The following is a 17,605-nucleotide window of genomic DNA, read 5'->3' as shown; positions in this document are numbered from 1 at the left end:
TTTTTCTTTATATTCCATCACAAAATTCTTAAACTTTCAGTATTTCACAATCTTTTGACCAGTTTGATGCTATAGTGCTTCTAACGTTAACGCAACCGTTAGCGAACTTAATGATTTTCTATTATAAAGGAGCGAATGTCCATGAAAACTGGCATGAAGAAATCTCTCTACTTAGGGTTAGCCGTAATGTCGTTAGTTGGTGCAGGTGCCGCCAGCGCCACAACTGCGAGTGCTAAATCCTACGCAACAATCAAATCGGATAAGACATTAACCACAACGGCCAGCAGCCGGAACGTGACTTTAACAGGAACCAACGCCATTTACAGTAAGGTGGGTACGTCAAAGGGTGCCAAATTAGTCGTGACCAAGACGACCGCCAAGAAGTTGGCGAAGTCGACAAGCGGCAAGGCTAATTTCCGTGCTTACAAGGTTGCGGTAACAAGCCACGGCTCGGTCTACTATAAGGTCGTCTCATTTGACGGAACCTATCGTGGCTGGATCTACGGTGGCAAATCAACGTCTGCCTTTGCTGGCGGGATCAAGACATATGACACCACGAGCTCAGCGACTGCCCCATCGTCAACAGTTACTTATAAGTTGAGCGCGTCGACCAGCTCATCATCCAACACCCTGTTCTACGCCCAACCGTCGTACGCAGAATATAAGATTGGCCGGGCTAAAGTAAACGGGTCGACCCTGACGTCAACAAGTGCCTACGCGGACGCCACATTTACCTTTAGCGCCGCCGAAAAGACTTCCCGCGAAGGCGACACCTGGTACAAGATCGCCTCGGTAAACGGGTCGACAACAAACGGTCTCGTTGGCGCCTGGGTCAAGGCATCGAACGTAAGCCAAACCAACGCTGAGCCAACCGCAACATCGGCGAACAGCGTCACGGTCGTTTACCGCGATTCCAGCGGCAATATCATTTCGACCGCCTCAAACAAGTTCATCGCCGCATCCGGGACATCGACAGCCGAAGGTCAAACGGTCGGCTCGGACAAAAACACGGCTGGCGAATCGCTTGAAACGTTTGCCAAGGACAACGCGCCGTCGGGGTACACCGTCACGAGCACGTCTGATCTCTCATCGGCCGTCTATGGCGGAACCGCCTACGTCACCGTTGCGAAAGCCGCAACATCGAAGGTCAGCTTCGTTAACAGTAACTACAACACCTTGTCATCAAGTGACTTTGCGAATGGCTACCCATCGTTAACCACCACCCAGCAAGCCGCTTTAACTGGCACAAGCGGGTCAACGATCAGTTCGGATGCCTACACGGATAGCGGGTCGATCGGCAGCCTGTTCCAAGGCACCTCAGAAACGGTCTACGACAGTGCAACCGGGACCACCAGCAGCACGAAGTCTGGTTATGTTGGCGAAACGGCAAGTAATGGCCGGTCTACCTTCTACGTCTATGACGCCGCAAAGACCGCTGCAGCCAACAGTAATTTGAGTTATGGCGATACGATCAAGGTTGTCTTTGACACCTACTATATCACTACCCCATCGACCACGACTACGACTGACACTGGGAACACCAGTTATGTCAGCTAATCGCAATCGCGCCTGCAACACAAAAAATCTTATTCCGAATGAGTGCTAGCATGCTGTTAACAATCAATGCTCACGAGTCACCAAACCGCTCGTGAAAAAGAAACCACGTCTCACACAAAGTCTAATTGACTCTGGTGAAACGTGGTTTTTTACATCGCAAAATTGTGTTTTAGCCTTCGCCCCAAACGGCAGTTGCGAGCTTTTTAACGAGTTCAATTTTTGCCCACTGCTGAGCCTCCGTCAAAACGTTGCCCTCTTCAGTCGAGGCAAAGCCGCACTGGGTACTCAGACAGAGTCGGTCGAGTGGGACATATTTGCCGGCTTCGTGAATCCGGTCGATGATGACCTTAGGATCCTCGAGCTTCCCGTCTTTGGAAGTGACTAGCCCCAGGACAACGAGTTTATCAGTCGACACTTTTTTCAACGGTTCAAACCCACCAGCGCGTTCTGTATCGTATTCTAAGAAGTATGCAGAAACGTTTTCTTGGCTAAACAGCGGGTCGGCAACAGAATCATAACCGCCGGCTGACGCCCAAGTGGAGTGGTAATTTCCACGACAAATGTGGGTGTTCACGGTTAAATCAGCAGGAAGGTCAGCAATCGCCTGGTTGTTAACGGTGACGTACTGTTGCTTCAAAATGGTCAACCGTTCCTCATCCTGCGATGCATCTGGGCGGGCACCATCGTGTTGGCTCACGAGCATGCCCCAGGTACAGTCATCTAACTGGACGTTGCGACAACCCGCGTTGTAAAGGTCTAAAATGACTTGGTGGTACGCCGCAGCGATGCCTTCGATCAGATCATCATCCGTTGGGTAGTACGCTTGCGTAGCCTTTAAATTTTCTGGTCGCTGTAATTCCGCCAAAAACTGAGCGGGTGCTGGAATCGTTTGCTTCACCAACACATTATCGCTGGCGTGCTTCAGGGTGAACTTGAAATGGTCAACGAACGGATGGTTGGCCCCACTAAGTAGGCCGGTCAACCGCGCACTTTCAGCCCGGGTCTCTTCATCATGGAAACTGTAGCCAGAATCCAGGGCAACTTTTTCAACACCCTGTAAGCCCCAGAAGAAGTCTAAGTGCCACCAGCTGCGCCGAAATTCGCCATCGGTAACCGCGTGCAAGCCAGCGTTCTCTTCTCTCCGTAACAGCTCAATGATCGATTGGTCCTCAACCTGTTTGAGTTCGACGGCGTTGATCTCATGGTTAGCGAACTGGTCACGAGCACGCTTAAGTGATGATGGGCGCAGAAAGCTGCCAACGACATCGTATCGAAATGGCGAGGTGGTGCGCTTTGTAAAGGTTTTTGTTGTGGTTTCACTCATTTAAAAAATCTCCTTTATATATTCTCATTTGCCAATATTGCCCGTTAATCAAAAAATCGTCCCTATACCAGTGTTCTGGTATAGGGACGATTTTTCGTGTTACCACCCTAGTTCGTACTGCGTTCACACGCAATACCTCGAGGTACCTGCTGATACCCGGCCTATTATCGGTGGCAACCGGAAGCAAAGCGTGAACCTTGCGACTGCTCTGAGCTCATCTTCGTCACGATCATGGTTACCGCTTCTCACTTACACGGTTCACTGAATACCACTCACGCAACTACTCTTCTCATCAACGCATTTTGATTAACGATTAATTAAATTCTAGGTAGATTATATGAGATTCCACTGTGAATGTCAAGAGACTAACTATCTTGACGAGTAGCGGCAATGTCAATTTCACGCACATTAACATCTTGCGGCATGTGGTAAATGAACCCGACCGCTTCAGCGACGTGCTTAGGATCCAGTGACAGCCCACCCATCGTTTGTTTCCAAGCTTCGTAATCCTTTAAGGCACCGTCATCGGTCACATGGGTCAACAGGTCCGTTTCAGCAGCGCCAGGTGCCACGATGGTCACCCGAACATTGTTGCCAGAAACTTCCTCACGAATGGTTTCAGATAATCCGTGAACGCCAAACTTCGATGCAACGTAAGCGGCATGGTTAACAAACGTCTTTTTGCCAGCCAACGAGGAAATATTGATCACCGTTCCGCTTTTACGCGCTACCATGTCTGGTAACACAAGCTGCATGCCGTTTAACACCCCCATGACATTGGTGTCCAACATCGTTTGCCATTCCTGTGGGTCCTGATGCAGCACATTGCCTAACAACATAACGCCCGCATTGTTCACCAGCAGATCAACTGGGCCATACACTGCCTCAGCTTCTGTAATGCTGCGCCAAAGGTAGCCTTATCGGTGACGTCAACAGCTCGAACCATGACCCGGTCAAAATTTAACGGCAGTGCCTCAATCTTTTCAACGCGACGTCCTAGTAGTAACAGCGCGTATCCTTCTTCGTTAAACTGTTTTGCCATAGCGGCACCAAACCCAGATGATGCGCCTGTAATCACGTTCAATGGTTTTTCCATTTTTAATTCCCATCCTTTTTGTTATGATGTAAGCCACTATAACAGCTCAAGTTAGCTTGAGCGCAAGGAGAAGAACTTGAAAACTTATTCGATCAGTGAAATTGCCGCAACCTACCACGTGACCGTCCCCACACTGCGGTACTATGACGAGAGCGGTCTACTGCCCTTCGTAAAACGCAACGCCGCGGGTCAGCGGGTTTTTACGGATGATGACCTTGGGTATCTTGAAGTTATCGACTGTTTAAAACAATCCGCTATCCCTTTAAAGGATATCCGAGTCTTTATCGATTGGTGTATGCAGGGTGATGAAACACTACCAGAACGGTTCAAGTTCATGACGGATCAAGAAACCCTGCTGGAACAGCGGATTGCAGTTCTCAATGCTAATCTGGACTTTCTGCGATGGAAAAAATGGTATTACCAAAAAGCCAACGAAGCTGGTACTGAACAGGATTTTTTGATTCCGGGTACCAAAATCGTCGACGGTAAATGGCGGCAGATTTATCTCAAAGAACAGGATGACGCAAAGTAGGCTTTTATAGACCAATGGTTCATGTGGCGCTGTCATGCCGCTCCGTTCCCGCCAAAATAGCAATAAAAAAGACACTACCTAAAAGTTCTGGAGTCGTCTTTTAGGTGGTGTCTTTCAATTCATTTCACAACAATATCATAGTGACTGCCATAGGTCCCGCGGTCGTGAACGACCCCAACGCCCAATGGTGTTTTGATTTTTGTGCCAAATTTTTTGTTATTGGCTAAAATGAGATAGCCGTTTTTATCACGGCCGTTTAGCGTGTAGGTTCCATCGGATGTATATGCGCCCATCCCATAGACGTGGCTACCATTTGGAGAGTAATAGGTAAACACCCGCTTATGGTAGTAGACACGCCCCATGCGCTTAAAGACACTCACGCTCATGACGGCATCCGAACTCGGATTATATTTGGCCTTTGCGTATGCTTGCGGCGCGGCCGTTGACAATGAAGGCAGTGCCAGACCACCAATCATCGCAACAAAGATAATGATGACGTTTAACCACTTTTTAACTGACACTGTTCTTCATTCCCCGATTCCTTTAAATTTTCTTAACAACCCGGGGAATAGCATACCAAGAAAACGTGACGTGCCTGTCACATACAGATTACCTAATTCTGTTGTTTTGTCATAATTGAAATAAAAATGTAACACTATCCGTGTAATGCTTTAAACCATGCACTTCGAAGGTCCGTCCCAACAATCTGTAACACCACGTTAATGAGTTGTTCTGGCATGTAATCTTCGCCGTTAAGCTCTGCAACGTGGCCGTTCACGTGCGTAATTTTGGTGCCGTCTGTTTTCAACTCAATATTGTAGGCTTTTAGTAATTCAGTCAATTTTTGAAGATCTGCTGCAGTCATTTCTGATGCTCCCTTTTTAGTCTCCCATCAAGTTTACCACAGACTCAAAAAACTACCGGTCAACTGTCCGGTAGTTTTTTAAGGAGAAATTCTGTGTCTTCATTAACGCTGATAAGCAATCTGGCCATCAACCAATGTCAGTTGCGTGCCGCCATAAACGGTATCGCCGACAAATGGTGAATTGTGTCCCATTGAAAGAAAGTCTGCAGCTTGAATCTCATACGGTGTTGTTAGCTCAAACACCGCAATATCAGCTGGTTGACCAACTGTTAAACTGCCAGCCTGTTGCAGGCCAAAGACCTTTGCTGGTTGCACCGCCATCCAGTTAACCAGTTGTGCCAAACTGAACGTGCCCGGCTTTACGAACTTCGTATACAGTTCCTGAAAAGCCGTTTCACTGCCTGTGATGCCAAACGGTGCTTGCAGCATCGACTGCGCCTTTTCCGCATCCGTATGCGGCGCGTGATCGGTGGCAATCATGTCGATCGTCCCATCCAACAAGCTTGAATCAGCGCCTGTCGGTCCGTGTCGCTTCCCAGTGGCGGGTTCATCTTCAGCATGGCATTATCGGTCGTAATTTGATCATCTGACAAGAGTAAATGGTGCGGTGAGACCTCAGCTGTCACATGGACCCCAGCTTGTTTTGCTGCCCGAACGACCTGAATCGTTGCGGCCGAAGAAACGTGGCAAACGTGGTAATGGACACCCGTTGCTTGTGCTAACACCACGTCACGCGCTACCTGCGCCGTTTCGCTGACGCTTGGGATTCCGGGTAACCCGAGTCGCTGTGACGCTGCGCCTTCGTGCATCACGCCGCCGTGGGTCAGACTATCATCCTCCGCGTGCGCAACCACTGCCATGTCCAACGCAGCAGCCTGTTTCATAGCTTCGTACATGGTTTCACTGGTCTGAACACCGTTGCCATCGTTACTAAACGCGAAGGCGCCGGCCACTTTAAGGCCTTTGAAATCCACCAGTTCGTCACCGCCGCGATCAGTTGTGATGGTCGCATACTGCACGATATGCACTGCGCCATCCTGCTGATTTTTGGCAATTTGTGTCGTGATGCGCTCTGGTGTGTCTGGCGTTGGGATGACATTCGGCATGGCTGCGACGGTCGTAAACCCGCCGTGAGCAGCAGCGAGACTCCCAGTTTTAATTGTTTCCTTATCCGTCTGCCCCGGTTCGCGATAGTGCACGTGGACGTCAACAAGGCCTGGGCTGACGAACAGTCCAGTGGCATCGAAAACAGCGTCCGCGTTGACTTGCACGTCATCAAGTGACCCAGTGGCAGCAATTTTGTCATTTTCGACTAATATGTCCTGTGTTTTAAGTTGGCCATTGATCAGTAACTGGCCGTTTTTAATCAATCGTTTCATTCTTCTCTTAGCCGCCTAGTCTTCGTCGATCAGGCCGCGGTAACGCAGCATGCTGGCCATGATTGCCATCCGGATGAACACGCCATTGGCCATCTGTGCAAAGATACGAGACCGGTCGCATTCAACCAGCTCATCAGCAATTTCAACGCCGCGATTAACGGGGGCCGGGTGCATGATGATGGCGTGGTCCTGCATACGTGCTTCGCGTTCTGCAGTTAAGCCATAAGCAGCGTTGTACTTCGAAGCGGTAAAGGTGCTGTTTTCTGACGCATCCAAACGTTCGTGCTGAACCCGCAGAAACATCATGACGTCGACCTTTTCAACTAAGTCATCGACGGGCATCCATGTGCCGTATTCAGCAAATTCGTTGTTGAACCATTTTTCAGGTCCGCCAAAGTACACTTCAGCGCCTAACTTGTTCAGCACTTCCATGTTGGACCGGGCAACGCGTGAGTGGGTCAGATCGCCAACGATGGCAACCTTCAAGCCGTCAAAGTGACCAAATTCTTCGTAGATGGTCATCATGTCAAGCAACGATTGTGATGGATGTTCGCCAGAGCCATCCCCGCCGTTCGCGATGCCTAAATGGATGTGTGGGTCGTTAACCAGGTCATTGTAGTATTCATTCTTCCGGTCGCGAATCGCCACAACATCCACCCCTAAGGCCTGGAATGTTTTAACGGTGTCGCTCATCGTTTCGCCCTTGTTCACTGAGCTGTTTGATGGATCAAAGTTGACCACTTGCAGGCCGAGTTTTCGTTCTGCCACTTCAAAACTTGTGTGTGTCCGGGTGCTTGATTCGAAAAATAGGTTGGCTGCGTAGACTGGCCGCTTCAATTGAATCTCTTTACCGGCTTTAAATTGTTGGGCTTCACGGATCATGTCCATGACTTCTTCAGCACTTAACTCTTTCATACTGAGTACGTTTGCGTAACTTAACGGCTTGGTGGTTTCTAGCATAATAGTTCCTCCTAAAATTAAACGCGCCTTGCCATGTTTGCAAAGCGCGCCTTTTAGGAGTCCGTTGTAATGTTCGGATTTTCCTGGACGTTTTGCTCTCACGGGAGACAATTAAATCGTCAATATGAATTAAAAAACCTCTTTACTGCCTGTGAGTAAAGAGGTTGCGAGTCTAGACTTCTGTCCAGTCATAGCCGATCCTTTTTAGCCTCACAGGACTAAATGTTAAAGGTTTAATTGAATTAAAGTATACGCACTATTTTAAAAAATGCAAGGTCGTTTTGCGATGTTTTTGCAGAAATCTGGTTTTGTCTGACTTTACGACATCGTGCGGATGTTAGCTGCGATGTTAAGGTCTCTAGTAAACAGGCTAAGATCAGGTAACAGTCCGTTGCATTCCGCAATTTGGCACGGCGCTGAAGTGGCTCGCGATGAAGCTAATTCGATTTCTGCTGCGCAGCTCTCGAATGGATCTTCATCGTCTCGCACATCAGTAACCGACCAAAGAACGGTCGCCAACTGATGTCGACACCACAGCGCCGTGCCAAATTGCGCCATTCCACTATCGTTGAGCTGTCTTTTTTCTATTAACTAAGCATCGCAATTACATTAACCCTAGTTTGCGGTGAATCCGCCCTCGACTGCTAATCAGATCATTAACAGGTATGCTTCTCACCTTGCTCTAGTTATAGGTCACGATTGATCAACGGGTTTCATGATATTGCTTATGAAGCCTGATCATCTATGCAAACAATTACAAGTATCGTAGTATAGTGGCGCTGGTCGGCATTGCAGGCTGTGGTGTCGGTGCTCGTTAGCGACCGTTTTTGGGTCGGTTACGAACACGGGAGATGTAGGAGTCCCACCTCAGCCTGCAGGACCGACCGGCGCAACGGAGTGGCATATTAGTGCTATTTAAATCATTCAGCCTACTGCAGTTTCACATCCGCGACAGCCTTCCCCTGTAGCAGGGACAGCAAGAACGCCAAAATGATGATCACCAGTGAGACCAGAAAGGCCGCGTGCATCCCAAAAATAAAGACTTCTGGTTGTTTAGGCAGGTAATTTGTTACGCGAACGCCCGCCTTAACGCTCATTGCTAAAAATAGGGTCGTCGTGGACAGCGCTGTGCCTGAGATCATGCCGATGTTTCTGGCTAGCGCGTTAAGACTACCAGCGCTGCCCAGCTGACTTCGTGGGACGACCGACATCACGATGTCGCTGTTGGGCGATTGAAACAACCCGGTGCCAATTGCCATGACGACCGTGACCGCAACGTAGACCCAGATTGGACTATTGAGGCCAAGGAAAATGTACCCGGATTGACCAATTGCGACGATCAATAGTCCCAACGTTGCCATGCGACTTTGGGAAAAATGGTCCGCCAGATAACCACCAATCGGTCCTGCAAACGTCATGACGATTGGGAAGATGATCAACAGCAATCCCGCTTCACTCGCGGTGAGGTGGCGGGCATCTTCCAGATAAAACGGAATAATGACCACCGTAAAGAAGTTTGACAGAAAAATCAGGACAGCCGCGCCAACCCCATACGTAAACGGTTTGATCTTAAACATTGATAACGGCATTAGCGGCGAATCAGCACGTTTTTCGCTATGAATAAAGCCCCAAAAAGTAACGATAGCAATGGCGTAAAGCACCAGTGGAATTGGCTTGAGGTAGCCGACTTCCTGACCAATAAAAATGGCCACAAAGAAACTTACAATGAGGACCGCAAAGTTTAAGAATCCGGCCCAGTCAATTTTCCCACTGGTCTCAGCAGTTGATTTGGGTAGGACAAACATGCCCAGAATAATAGCGATAAGCCCAATCGGCAAGTTGACCCAGAAAATATAGCCCCACGACAGTTTTGCGAGAATCAAACCGCCGACACCTGGGCCCGCAACGGCACCTAATGCCACGAAGGTGCTAATAAACCCCATCGCACGCCCCCGTTCTTTCAAATCAAAGGTTGCAGTCGTGATGCCATACGTATTTGACAACGTCATGGCCCCGCCTAGTCCTTGAATAATTCGACCGAATAATAAAAACGGAAAGTTGATCTGCAAACCGGACAGAAATGAGCCCATTAAAAAGACGATTGTGCCGATTTTGAAGATCCGAATTTTACCGTACAGATCCCCCAACTTCCCAAAGAATAAGAGGAACGCACTCAACACGATCAAGTATAAGGACACGACCCACTCAATTTGGTTCATGGGAATCTGTAGTTGCTTTGCCATCAACGGCATCGCAACGTTCACAATGCTCGCATCAAGATTAGACATAAACGCAAACAGTCCAATTGAAACTAAGATCCACCATCGGTTTTTCATTTAATTACCCCCAATTCACCCTTTTTGATTAAGAGAATTATAACGCCATAAGCGAGATCACGCTGGGATGCGACTTGCGTAAAATCACACAAGTTAACGGGGTCAACTTATGCTGAACACACAGTCACACATCGTTAAGTGACCCGCAAAACATGGTATACTGGTTTGGACTAAAATCGAAGGGGAATCAGCATGAGCGTCACAAAGATCGGGATTCGCGAACTAATTGAATTTACGTTGAAGGGCGGCGACTTAAACGCCAGTCTCAACAGTACGAACACCGCGTTGGAAGGTGCCCGCATTCACCGTATGTTGCAAAGTCAACGTGGTGAAAACTATCAAAAAGAGTACACCTTGGACTACCCCATTACGCTTGCGGGCCGGGACCTGTTAATTCACGGCCGTGCTGACGGTATTATTTTAAACGGCGATAAGACGGTGATCGAAGAGATCAAGACCTCTGACCTGCCGTTTGAAAAACTCCCCGAAAACACGCTGACCCTATATTGGGGGCAAGCGAAGATGTACGCCTTCATCCTAATGACCGATGAAGGGCTATCTAGTTTGACCCTGCAGCTCACCTACTACCAACGGCCGACCGAACAAGTCACGACTAAGAAAATCACCTATACCTTAGCAGAAGCCACGACCTTTTTTGACGGTGTCACCAAGGAGTATGAAGAATGGTTGCAGTTACGCGCTGATTTACGTGACCAGCGCAACGCCAGCATTGCGCCACTACAGTTTCCGTTCGACCACTACCGTCAGGGCCAACGAGAACTTGCTGTAGCTGTTTATAAAGCGATTCGCTTGCAGCGCGAACTTTTCATCGAAGCGCCGACTGGTACCGGGAAAACGATCTCGACCATTTTTCCTTGTATTAAGGCGATGGGGGAAAACCAGATGCAGCGCCTCTTTTATTTAACGGCCAAGCAGAGTACCCGCCACGTTGCGGAAGAGGCGCTCACACTGTTAGCCAAACAGGATCTGCATCTCAAAAGTATCACGCTGACTGCAAAGGACACCATCACCTTTCCTGAAGAGGCCGACTTAGCGCCGGAGGATAACCCTTACATGGTCGGCTACTATGACCGGCTCAAACCAGCAATGAAGGACGTTTTGGAACACGAAGACGCCATTACGCGAACGACTGTCGAAACTTATGCCCGCGACCATCAACTGGATCCGTTTGAATTTCAATTGGACCTCAGTCTATTTTGTGACGTCATCATTTGTGACTACAACTACCTGTTCGACCCGCAAGTTTATCTCCAGCGATTCTTCGCAGTCGACCACGATGATGATAATTTCTTTTTGGTCGATGAGGCACACAACCTCGTCAACCGGGCTCGGGATATGTATTCTACTGAACTGTCACTAGCCGGACTGCAAGACCTCATTGATCTATCCAAGGCTCAGGAAGGTAAAAGCACGCCATTACTTTCCGCCTTTCGCAAACTCCGCAAGGCCTTCTTTACCTTTAGTGGACCAACGATGGCCAAGCCAACGCATGAGAGCGTGTTTAACAGTCCAGCCGATGACTTCAACAAGGCTGTCGACAAACTTTCTGGGACCATCAGTGATTGGTTGGCGGATGAGCAGCCGCAAAACGACTTTACCGAAGCCGTTTTAAACTACTACTTTGCCTGTTTAAGTTACCTCAAAATAGCTGACTTTTATGATGATACGTTCCGAACGCGAATCATGATCGGTGACGACGAAAACCGTGATATCGTGTTCAAACAGCTATGTCTTGACCCCAGTGCTTTTCTACGGGATTCCCTCTTGAAGGGCTGCGGGGCAGTCCTGTTTTCCGCCACGTTCTCGCCGTTATCTTATTACCAGCGGGTTCTTGGCGGCGACACGGATAGTCTGTGCTACCAGCTACCGTCCCCCTTCCCGCCGAAGCACCAGGCCATTTTAATTGCCAACTATATTGATACCACCTATCGCAATCGGGAGGCCAGTCTGCCCGACATCGTCGCCAGCATTCACACAATGGTGGCCCAAAAAACGGGGAATTACCTTGTCTTTCTCCCGTCGTACAGCTACCTGAATACCGTTTTACAGGTCTTTCAAACAGCCTTTCCCGACGTCAAAACAATTGCGCAAACGACCGCCATGGATGAGTACACTCGGCGTGATTTTCTGGCCGCGTTTGATGATGATCCAGACGAAACGTTGGTTGGATTTGCGATTCTTGGCGGTATTTTTTCTGAGGGCATTGACCTGACCGCTGACCGCTTGATCGGCGTCGGCATCGTGTCCGTTGGTCTGCCGGGAATCAGTACGGAAAACGACCTGCTGCGGGACTACTTCGACCTGCAGGATGAACCCGGCTTCGAATACGCGTATCAGTTACCCGGCTTAAACCACGTGCTTCAGGCCGCTGGGCGCCTAATTCGGACCGTCCACGACCACGGGGTGATTCTCCTGATGGACCGTCGTTTCAGTGCCGGCAGGTATACCCGCTACTTCCCGCCGCACTGGCAATTTCATCGTACGTTGTATCAACAAGACGACCTCGCACCCACGATCCAACAATTCTGGCAAATGATCGACGCTGAAACGGAGGCTGAAAATGAAGACCAAACTCACGCTTGAAATGGAACGCACGCTTTATCAATACTGCCGTGACGCCGGTTGTGTCGCCGTCGAGGAAGTGACGATGCCGGATGACCAGGGCATCGTTGACACCCTCAGTTACCAGCGTCAGGCAGACGGTCATGTCGAATGGCGCTGTTACGAACTCAAAGTCACTAAGAGTGATTTCCACTCAAAAGCAAAATTATCGTTCATCGGCCACTATAACTACTTTGTGCTGCCGCTTAAACTCTATCGGGAGGTCGCTGACGAGATTCCCGAACGCATCGGGGTGTTGTCCTATCAACTATGACGCAGAACGCCTCGCTGCAGAGGACGAACCCGTTACGGTACCCGGTTACTTTACCGTTGAACGCAAACCACGTTACCAAGACCTGCAATTAGATGAATCCGCGCTGACCGATCATTTTGTGCACTCCCTGGCGCGCGAAGTCGGCAAGGCGAAGCGCATGGACACTGGCATCGCACAGTATCCAACCGAAAAACTCTATAACGAGCTTAAAAAACGGCATCAGCACTACGATATCTACGATCCAGAAGCGAATTTTTATGACCGGTTCATCGACGAGACGCAATCTACGGCCGTCACCGCATTACAGGAAGAAATCGACGCGTTGAACCTGGAGATTGCCCAGTTACAGGCTGATTTACTCAAGAGGCGACGCATGATCTACTACCCCTACTTTCGCGGTCGACAGTTCGATCTGCGGGCACTCACACAGTTTGCCGCGACCGACTACGCCGATATCGTGCCAGTGATCGAACCTGTCAAGGATCTCAACGCCCTCCCGAAAACGATTGCCGCCTTCACAACTGCTAACCGTCCACTTGCTATCATTCAAAATCCCCAGGTCGGGCATTACCAGTATCAGGCCCAGCAACGTTACCCAATCAACGCGGTGCTTGACGCAGTGAACATTGTGCCGGCGTTTGTGCTGACACCATTGCTGCCGCCAGAAACCCTTGCCGCAAACCCGCGAGCGCTCATTATCGTGCAACACTTTGATGATTTAAGACTGTTTATCCAGCGTGGCTGGTTGCCCGAAACAGCGCCCCTGTTAGCCCCGCCAGAAGCACGCACGCGCCAGCTGTTGCAGGGCCGTCAATTTGGCCATATATTTGACCATTTTCCGTTTCCGGAACACAGCGCTGATTTTGAAAACATGACGGACAGTTTTTATGCCGACGACATCACGTTTGCCCACCAATATGGTGAGACCGGCTTTAGCGACTTTCTGACCCTCGGCCACACCTACTCGGAACAGGGACACCCCAGCCGAGCGGTCACGCTGCACCTCACCTATCTTAAGGATGCGCAGGTACGCGTTCGCCACTTTGTGTCCGATCAACATGCCGATTTTTCGCACCCGAAAGAAAAATTTTTTGAAGCGTTAGACAAAGCTGTCGAGTGGATTTCAGACCAACCAGAAGAAAATCTGACAACAACCACCACCCGGTTGATTGCCTTACAGACAACGCATAAATTCCCTGGCATGGGGATTTTAAAGCAGCTCATGATTGAACATCATTTAGCAATCATGTCACGGTATCTCCACCTCAGAAAAAACGGTTAAGACGCTATTGTTTGGCGTCTTTTTTGTGTCGGTTGTCACACCACCCACTGACTGCACCTTGCCCGTTCAGTAATCTATGCTAAATTAACGGTCAGAGGTTATTTGAACAATGAAATTATCGGAAAAACTAAAATACTGCCGCACCAAGGCGAATTTGACTCAGGGAGAGGTTTCGGACCTGATTCACGTGTCCCGTAAAACCATCTCAGGTTGGGAAAACGACCGGAGTTTTCCAGACATCAACGGGCTGGTCGCGTTAAGTGATCTGTACCACGTCTCCGTTGATGACCTGGTGCGCGACGATCGTTTGCTTGAGCACTACGCCAATGAGGCCAAGCACACCAAACGTGAACAGCGCGTTTTAACCTACGCGTACTATATCAATATCATCATGTGGCTGGTTAGTTATCTCAATTTATTTCACCCACACGGGTTTCACACCATCCTGATTTCCTTCATCATGGTCATCAACGAGGTTGTTTTTATGGCCTACTTCAACGACTGGCAACGATTTGCCGGACGCCGGTGGCTTGGATGGTTAGCCATCATCGTGTTTGCGGCCGTTTTCGCACTCCACGTTTACCTCAATTTACTCACGCCAACGATCATTACCTGGCACCATCTGCATAATTACAGCTTCCTGAACGGATTGTTCTTAGGACGCTACATCTTAATTGCGCTGATCAGTATTGGCATTGAGATCATGGTATTCTTTAAACCATCGGGTACGACACACGATGACTGACTGTACTCAAACGCATGTTTTAAGGCCGCTAGTACATCACTTTAGGACAAGCGCGTTCAAAAAAGAACCCGGGAATTTAGCATTCCCAGGTCCTTTTTAGTGTGCCATCATAACAATAATAATTTCACGATACCTGCTGCAAGCGTTAGGCCAACGATCCATAAATTCAGATCCGCTAACCGGCCAGCATTTTTAGTCGAAGGAAAGACAATGAAGTGGCCGCTCAGCACAACCAAACTCGTGAACATCAGCATGCCATAGACGGCATTTGAGGTACTGACCAGCAGTGCGAAGAAGTTAACAATGTTGAGCATCACGACCAAGAATTGGCCCTCCGTGATTCGGTGTTCTCGTGCTACCAACTGTAAATTCAGACGATTCATCATTATCAATCACTCCCATCGGTTTTCTTTAATTTCCATGATTATTGTAACGCACTAGTGCCCGAAATACAGGGGTTTTGAAGAGGCTTTATCAACTTCTAATATTGCCATAACTGACAAAAAGGAAACCCTTTCATAGCGCGGTTTTCAAAATGAGACCGCTTATTGATTTCTTAAAGTATGGTCGTACAAGCAGTGCCTACGTAGCCATTTTGTTGCTGTCATTTTGTGATGTGATTATCAAAGAAATGGTTGCAATCGTTTTCAGGGTATGATAAAGTATTTCTCGTTGATGATTTAGGTAAAACGATTTACATATGCTGTTTACTGCTCGATCATCGCTATAGTTCCCAACATTGAAAGGATGACCATCGTGAAAAAGACCACCGTTATTAATTCTGAATTATCCGCCGTTATCGCTGGCATGGGCCACATGGATTGGCTCAGCATCGGTGACGCCGGTATGCCCGTCCCAATGGGTACCAAGAAGATCGATCTAGCCCTGACCAAGAACTTACCGAGCTTTATTGACGTACTCAAGAACATTCTCAGTGAGCTGGAAGTTCAAAAGATCTACCTCGCTGATGAGATCAAAACACAAAATCCTAAACAATTGACTGCGATCAAGGCGCTGTTACCTGACGTTGAGGTTGCGTTCATGCCCCACACCGACTTAAAAAAGAATCTGGCCAACACCCACGCATTTGTTCGGACGGGTGAAATGACCCCCTTCTCAAACATCATTTTAGAATCCGGTGTCACCTTCTAAATTTTCATTAGTAAAACGTTTTATGCACAATTTCAATTACGACTAAAGGAGTCCTTAATTCTCATGGAACAAACAGCCGAAAAACACCATAGTTGGACCCAACTTTCAGATGGGTACCTCAGCAAAACCCCTGTTTTCCAGTTTTTATTGGTTTCATTGATCTTCCCACTCTGGGGCGCAGCCGCTAGTCTAAACGACATCTTGATCACCCAATTTAAAACGGTGTTTCAGCTCAACGATGCCGCAACAGCCTTCGTGCAAAGCGCTTTTTATGGCGGGTATTTCTTGATTGCTATCCCCGCATCACTCATTATCAAGAAGAACAGCTATAAATTTGCCATTATGACCGGTTTAATTTTTTACATTATTGGCTGTGCAACCTTCTTTCCAGCGTCACACGTCGCCACTTACAGCATGTTTCTGGTTGCCATTTTCGCCATCGCGGTGGGACTGAGCTTCCTCGAAACCTCTTGTGACACGTACAGCTCAATGCTTGGCCCGAAACAGTACGCCACGATTCGGTTGAACTTTTCTCAAACCCTGGTTCCACTTGGTGACATCGCCGGGATCCTGCTAGGGAAGTACCTGATTTTTGGGTCCGTTGGCAACCTCTCTGAAAAAATGGCCACCATGCACGGTGCTGCACGGTTAGCTTACGGGGAACAAATGCTGCAAATGACGCTTCGGCCATACAAGTACATTTTGATCGTGTTGTTAGTGATGCTGGTCATCTTTGCCCTGGTCCCAATGCCTCGCGCGAAAGCCACTGCTGAAACAACTTCAGGCACTGAAGTCGCTGAAGAAGAAAAACCAAGTTTGAAGGAAACTGTCGCCTACCTTTGGCACAACAAAAACTTCAAAAAAGGCGTCTTCACGCAACTGATCTACGCCGGCTTGCAAACAACGGTCTGGTCATTTACGATTCGTTTAGCCCTGAACCTTAACCACAACATTACCGATAGTGCGGCTTCAACGTTCATGATCTACAGTTATGTTGCTTGGTTTATCGGTAAGCTGGTCGCCAACTTCTTCATGAGTCGCTTTTCGATTACTTGTACGCTGACTGGATTTTCACTACTCGGCGTCGTCAGTCTGATCATCACGTTCACCGTGCCGAACATGACGGCCGTGTACGCCGCCATCATGACCAGCTTCTTCTTCGGTCCCGAATGGCCAACGATCTACACGCATACGCTCGATCAAGTTAAGGAAAAGAAATATACCGAAACGGCTGGTGCCATTATTGTAATGGCACTGATTGGTGGGGCTATCATGCCTGCTTTGCAAGGAGTTGTGTCAGATGTGACCGGCTCAATGCAATTCTCATTCATCGTGCCCGCGCTTTGCTACCTCTATATTACCGTTTACTTCTTCTTAGAGTATCGTTATGAGAAGAAACATCCGGAAGAACTGCAGGAACATTAGTTAGAGGCTTTAAATTTTTAGGACAGTAAAATACCAACTGGGTCCCTTGGCCTTGG

At 48.6% G+C, this 17,605-nt stretch carries 13 protein-coding genes and 3 pseudogenes; 8 read left to right on the top strand and 8 right to left on the bottom strand.

From position 1 onward, the window contains the following. The first annotated feature begins 141 nt into the window (after positions 1-141). Positions 142-1,557: a hypothetical protein gene (locus JCM11969_RS07825; protein ID WP_054710155.1), complete on the top strand. Its 1,416-nt coding sequence runs from the start codon at positions 142-144 to the stop codon at positions 1,555-1,557. 169 nt (positions 1,558-1,726) lie between these two features. Here the strand turns inward: JCM11969_RS07825 and JCM11969_RS07820 are convergent, their stop codons facing one another. Together JCM11969_RS07820 and JCM11969_RS07815 are read right to left on the bottom strand one after the other, a co-directional pair. Then, positions 1,727-2,881 carry a 5-methyltetrahydropteroyltriglutamate--homocysteine S-methyltransferase gene (locus tag JCM11969_RS07820; protein WP_054710152.1) on the bottom strand — a complete coding sequence of 385 codons (1,155 nt, stop codon included), beginning with the start codon at positions 2,879-2,881 and terminating at the stop codon, positions 1,727-1,729. A gap of 365 nt (positions 2,882-3,246) precedes the next feature. Continuing rightward, positions 3,247-3,977: pseudogene (locus JCM11969_RS07815) on the bottom strand (SDR family oxidoreductase). A gap of 76 nt (positions 3,978-4,053) precedes the next feature. Here JCM11969_RS07815 and JCM11969_RS07810 point away from each other — a divergent pair. After that, on the top strand, positions 4,054-4,509 hold the full coding sequence (locus JCM11969_RS07810; RefSeq protein ID WP_054710151.1) for a MerR family transcriptional regulator: 456 nt from the start codon (positions 4,054-4,056) through the stop codon (positions 4,507-4,509). A gap of 119 nt (positions 4,510-4,628) precedes the next feature. Here the strand turns inward: JCM11969_RS07810 and JCM11969_RS07805 are convergent, their stop codons facing one another. The 5 genes and pseudogenes from JCM11969_RS07805 to JCM11969_RS07785 all read right to left on the bottom strand — a co-directional run bounded on the left by JCM11969_RS07805 (position 4,629) and on the right by JCM11969_RS07785 (position 10,049). After that, on the bottom strand, positions 4,629-5,030 hold the full coding sequence (locus JCM11969_RS07805; RefSeq protein ID WP_054710147.1) for a hypothetical protein: 402 nt from the start codon (positions 5,028-5,030) through the stop codon (positions 4,629-4,631). 134 nt (positions 5,031-5,164) lie between these two features. Next, on the bottom strand, positions 5,165-5,374 hold the full coding sequence (locus JCM11969_RS07800) for a hypothetical protein (RefSeq protein WP_054710144.1): 210 nt from the start codon (positions 5,372-5,374) through the stop codon (positions 5,165-5,167). 102 nt (positions 5,375-5,476) lie between these two features. Next, positions 5,477-6,753: pseudogene (gene pyrC, locus JCM11969_RS07795) on the bottom strand (dihydroorotase). A gap of 15 nt (positions 6,754-6,768) precedes the next feature. After that, positions 6,769-7,713 carry an aspartate carbamoyltransferase catalytic subunit gene (locus JCM11969_RS07790; protein ID WP_054710141.1) on the bottom strand — a complete coding sequence of 315 codons (945 nt, stop codon included), beginning with the start codon at positions 7,711-7,713 and terminating at the stop codon, positions 6,769-6,771. Between the two features lie 929 nt (positions 7,714-8,642). Beyond that, positions 8,643-10,049 carry an MFS transporter gene (locus tag JCM11969_RS07785; protein WP_054710139.1) on the bottom strand — a complete coding sequence of 469 codons (1,407 nt, stop codon included), beginning with the start codon at positions 10,047-10,049 and terminating at the stop codon, positions 8,643-8,645. Positions 10,050-10,241: 192 nt separating this feature from the next. Here JCM11969_RS07785 and JCM11969_RS07780 point away from each other — a divergent pair, with 192 nt between their 5' ends. The 4 genes and pseudogenes from JCM11969_RS07780 (at position 10,242) to JCM11969_RS07770 (ending at position 14,972) form a co-directional block, all read left to right on the top strand. After that, complete coding sequence (locus tag JCM11969_RS07780) at positions 10,242-12,653, top strand: ATP-dependent DNA helicase (RefSeq protein WP_054710136.1); 2,412 nt, start codon at positions 10,242-10,244, stop codon at positions 12,651-12,653. Beyond that, positions 12,631-13,300 (top strand): annotated as a pseudogene (locus JCM11969_RS07775) (hypothetical protein); the annotation flags it as partial. The gene JCM11969_RS07780 and the pseudogene JCM11969_RS07775, both read left to right, overlap by 23 nt. An 18-nt stretch (positions 13,301-13,318) precedes the next feature. Continuing rightward, entirely contained in the window at positions 13,319-14,227 is a 909-nt protein-coding gene (locus JCM11969_RS17705) for a sce7725 family protein (RefSeq protein WP_056987936.1), read from the top strand. Positions 14,228-14,336: 109 nt separating this feature from the next. Continuing rightward, the gene (locus JCM11969_RS07770; protein ID WP_054710134.1) at positions 14,337-14,972 is read left to right on the top strand and encodes a helix-turn-helix transcriptional regulator; all 636 of its coding nucleotides are present in this window, start codon (positions 14,337-14,339) and stop codon (positions 14,970-14,972) included. A 107-nt stretch (positions 14,973-15,079) separates the two neighbouring features. Here the strand turns inward: JCM11969_RS07770 and JCM11969_RS07765 are convergent, their stop codons facing one another. Continuing rightward, entirely contained in the window at positions 15,080-15,358 is a 279-nt protein-coding gene (locus JCM11969_RS07765) for a hypothetical protein (RefSeq protein ID WP_054710131.1), read from the bottom strand. A gap of 370 nt (positions 15,359-15,728) precedes the next feature. On the opposite strand from JCM11969_RS07765, the gene rbsD reads away from it, so the two are divergent. Beyond that, positions 15,729-16,124 (top strand): D-ribose pyranase, encoded by a 396-nt coding sequence (gene rbsD / locus JCM11969_RS07760; RefSeq protein WP_054710127.1) that lies wholly within the window; start codon positions 15,729-15,731, stop codon positions 16,122-16,124. 63 nt (positions 16,125-16,187) lie between these two features. Next, positions 16,188-17,549: an L-fucose:H+ symporter permease gene (gene fucP / locus JCM11969_RS07755; protein WP_054710124.1), complete on the top strand. Its 1,362-nt coding sequence runs from the start codon at positions 16,188-16,190 to the stop codon at positions 17,547-17,549. Positions 17,550-17,605 lie beyond the last annotated feature (56 nt).

The organism is Secundilactobacillus paracollinoides DSM 15502 = JCM 11969, from assembly GCF_001311135.1.
In the GTDB taxonomy this organism is placed as follows: Bacteria; Bacillota; Bacilli; order Lactobacillales; family Lactobacillaceae; genus Secundilactobacillus; species Secundilactobacillus paracollinoides.
This window is presented reverse-complemented; position numbering and strand designations above follow the sequence as displayed.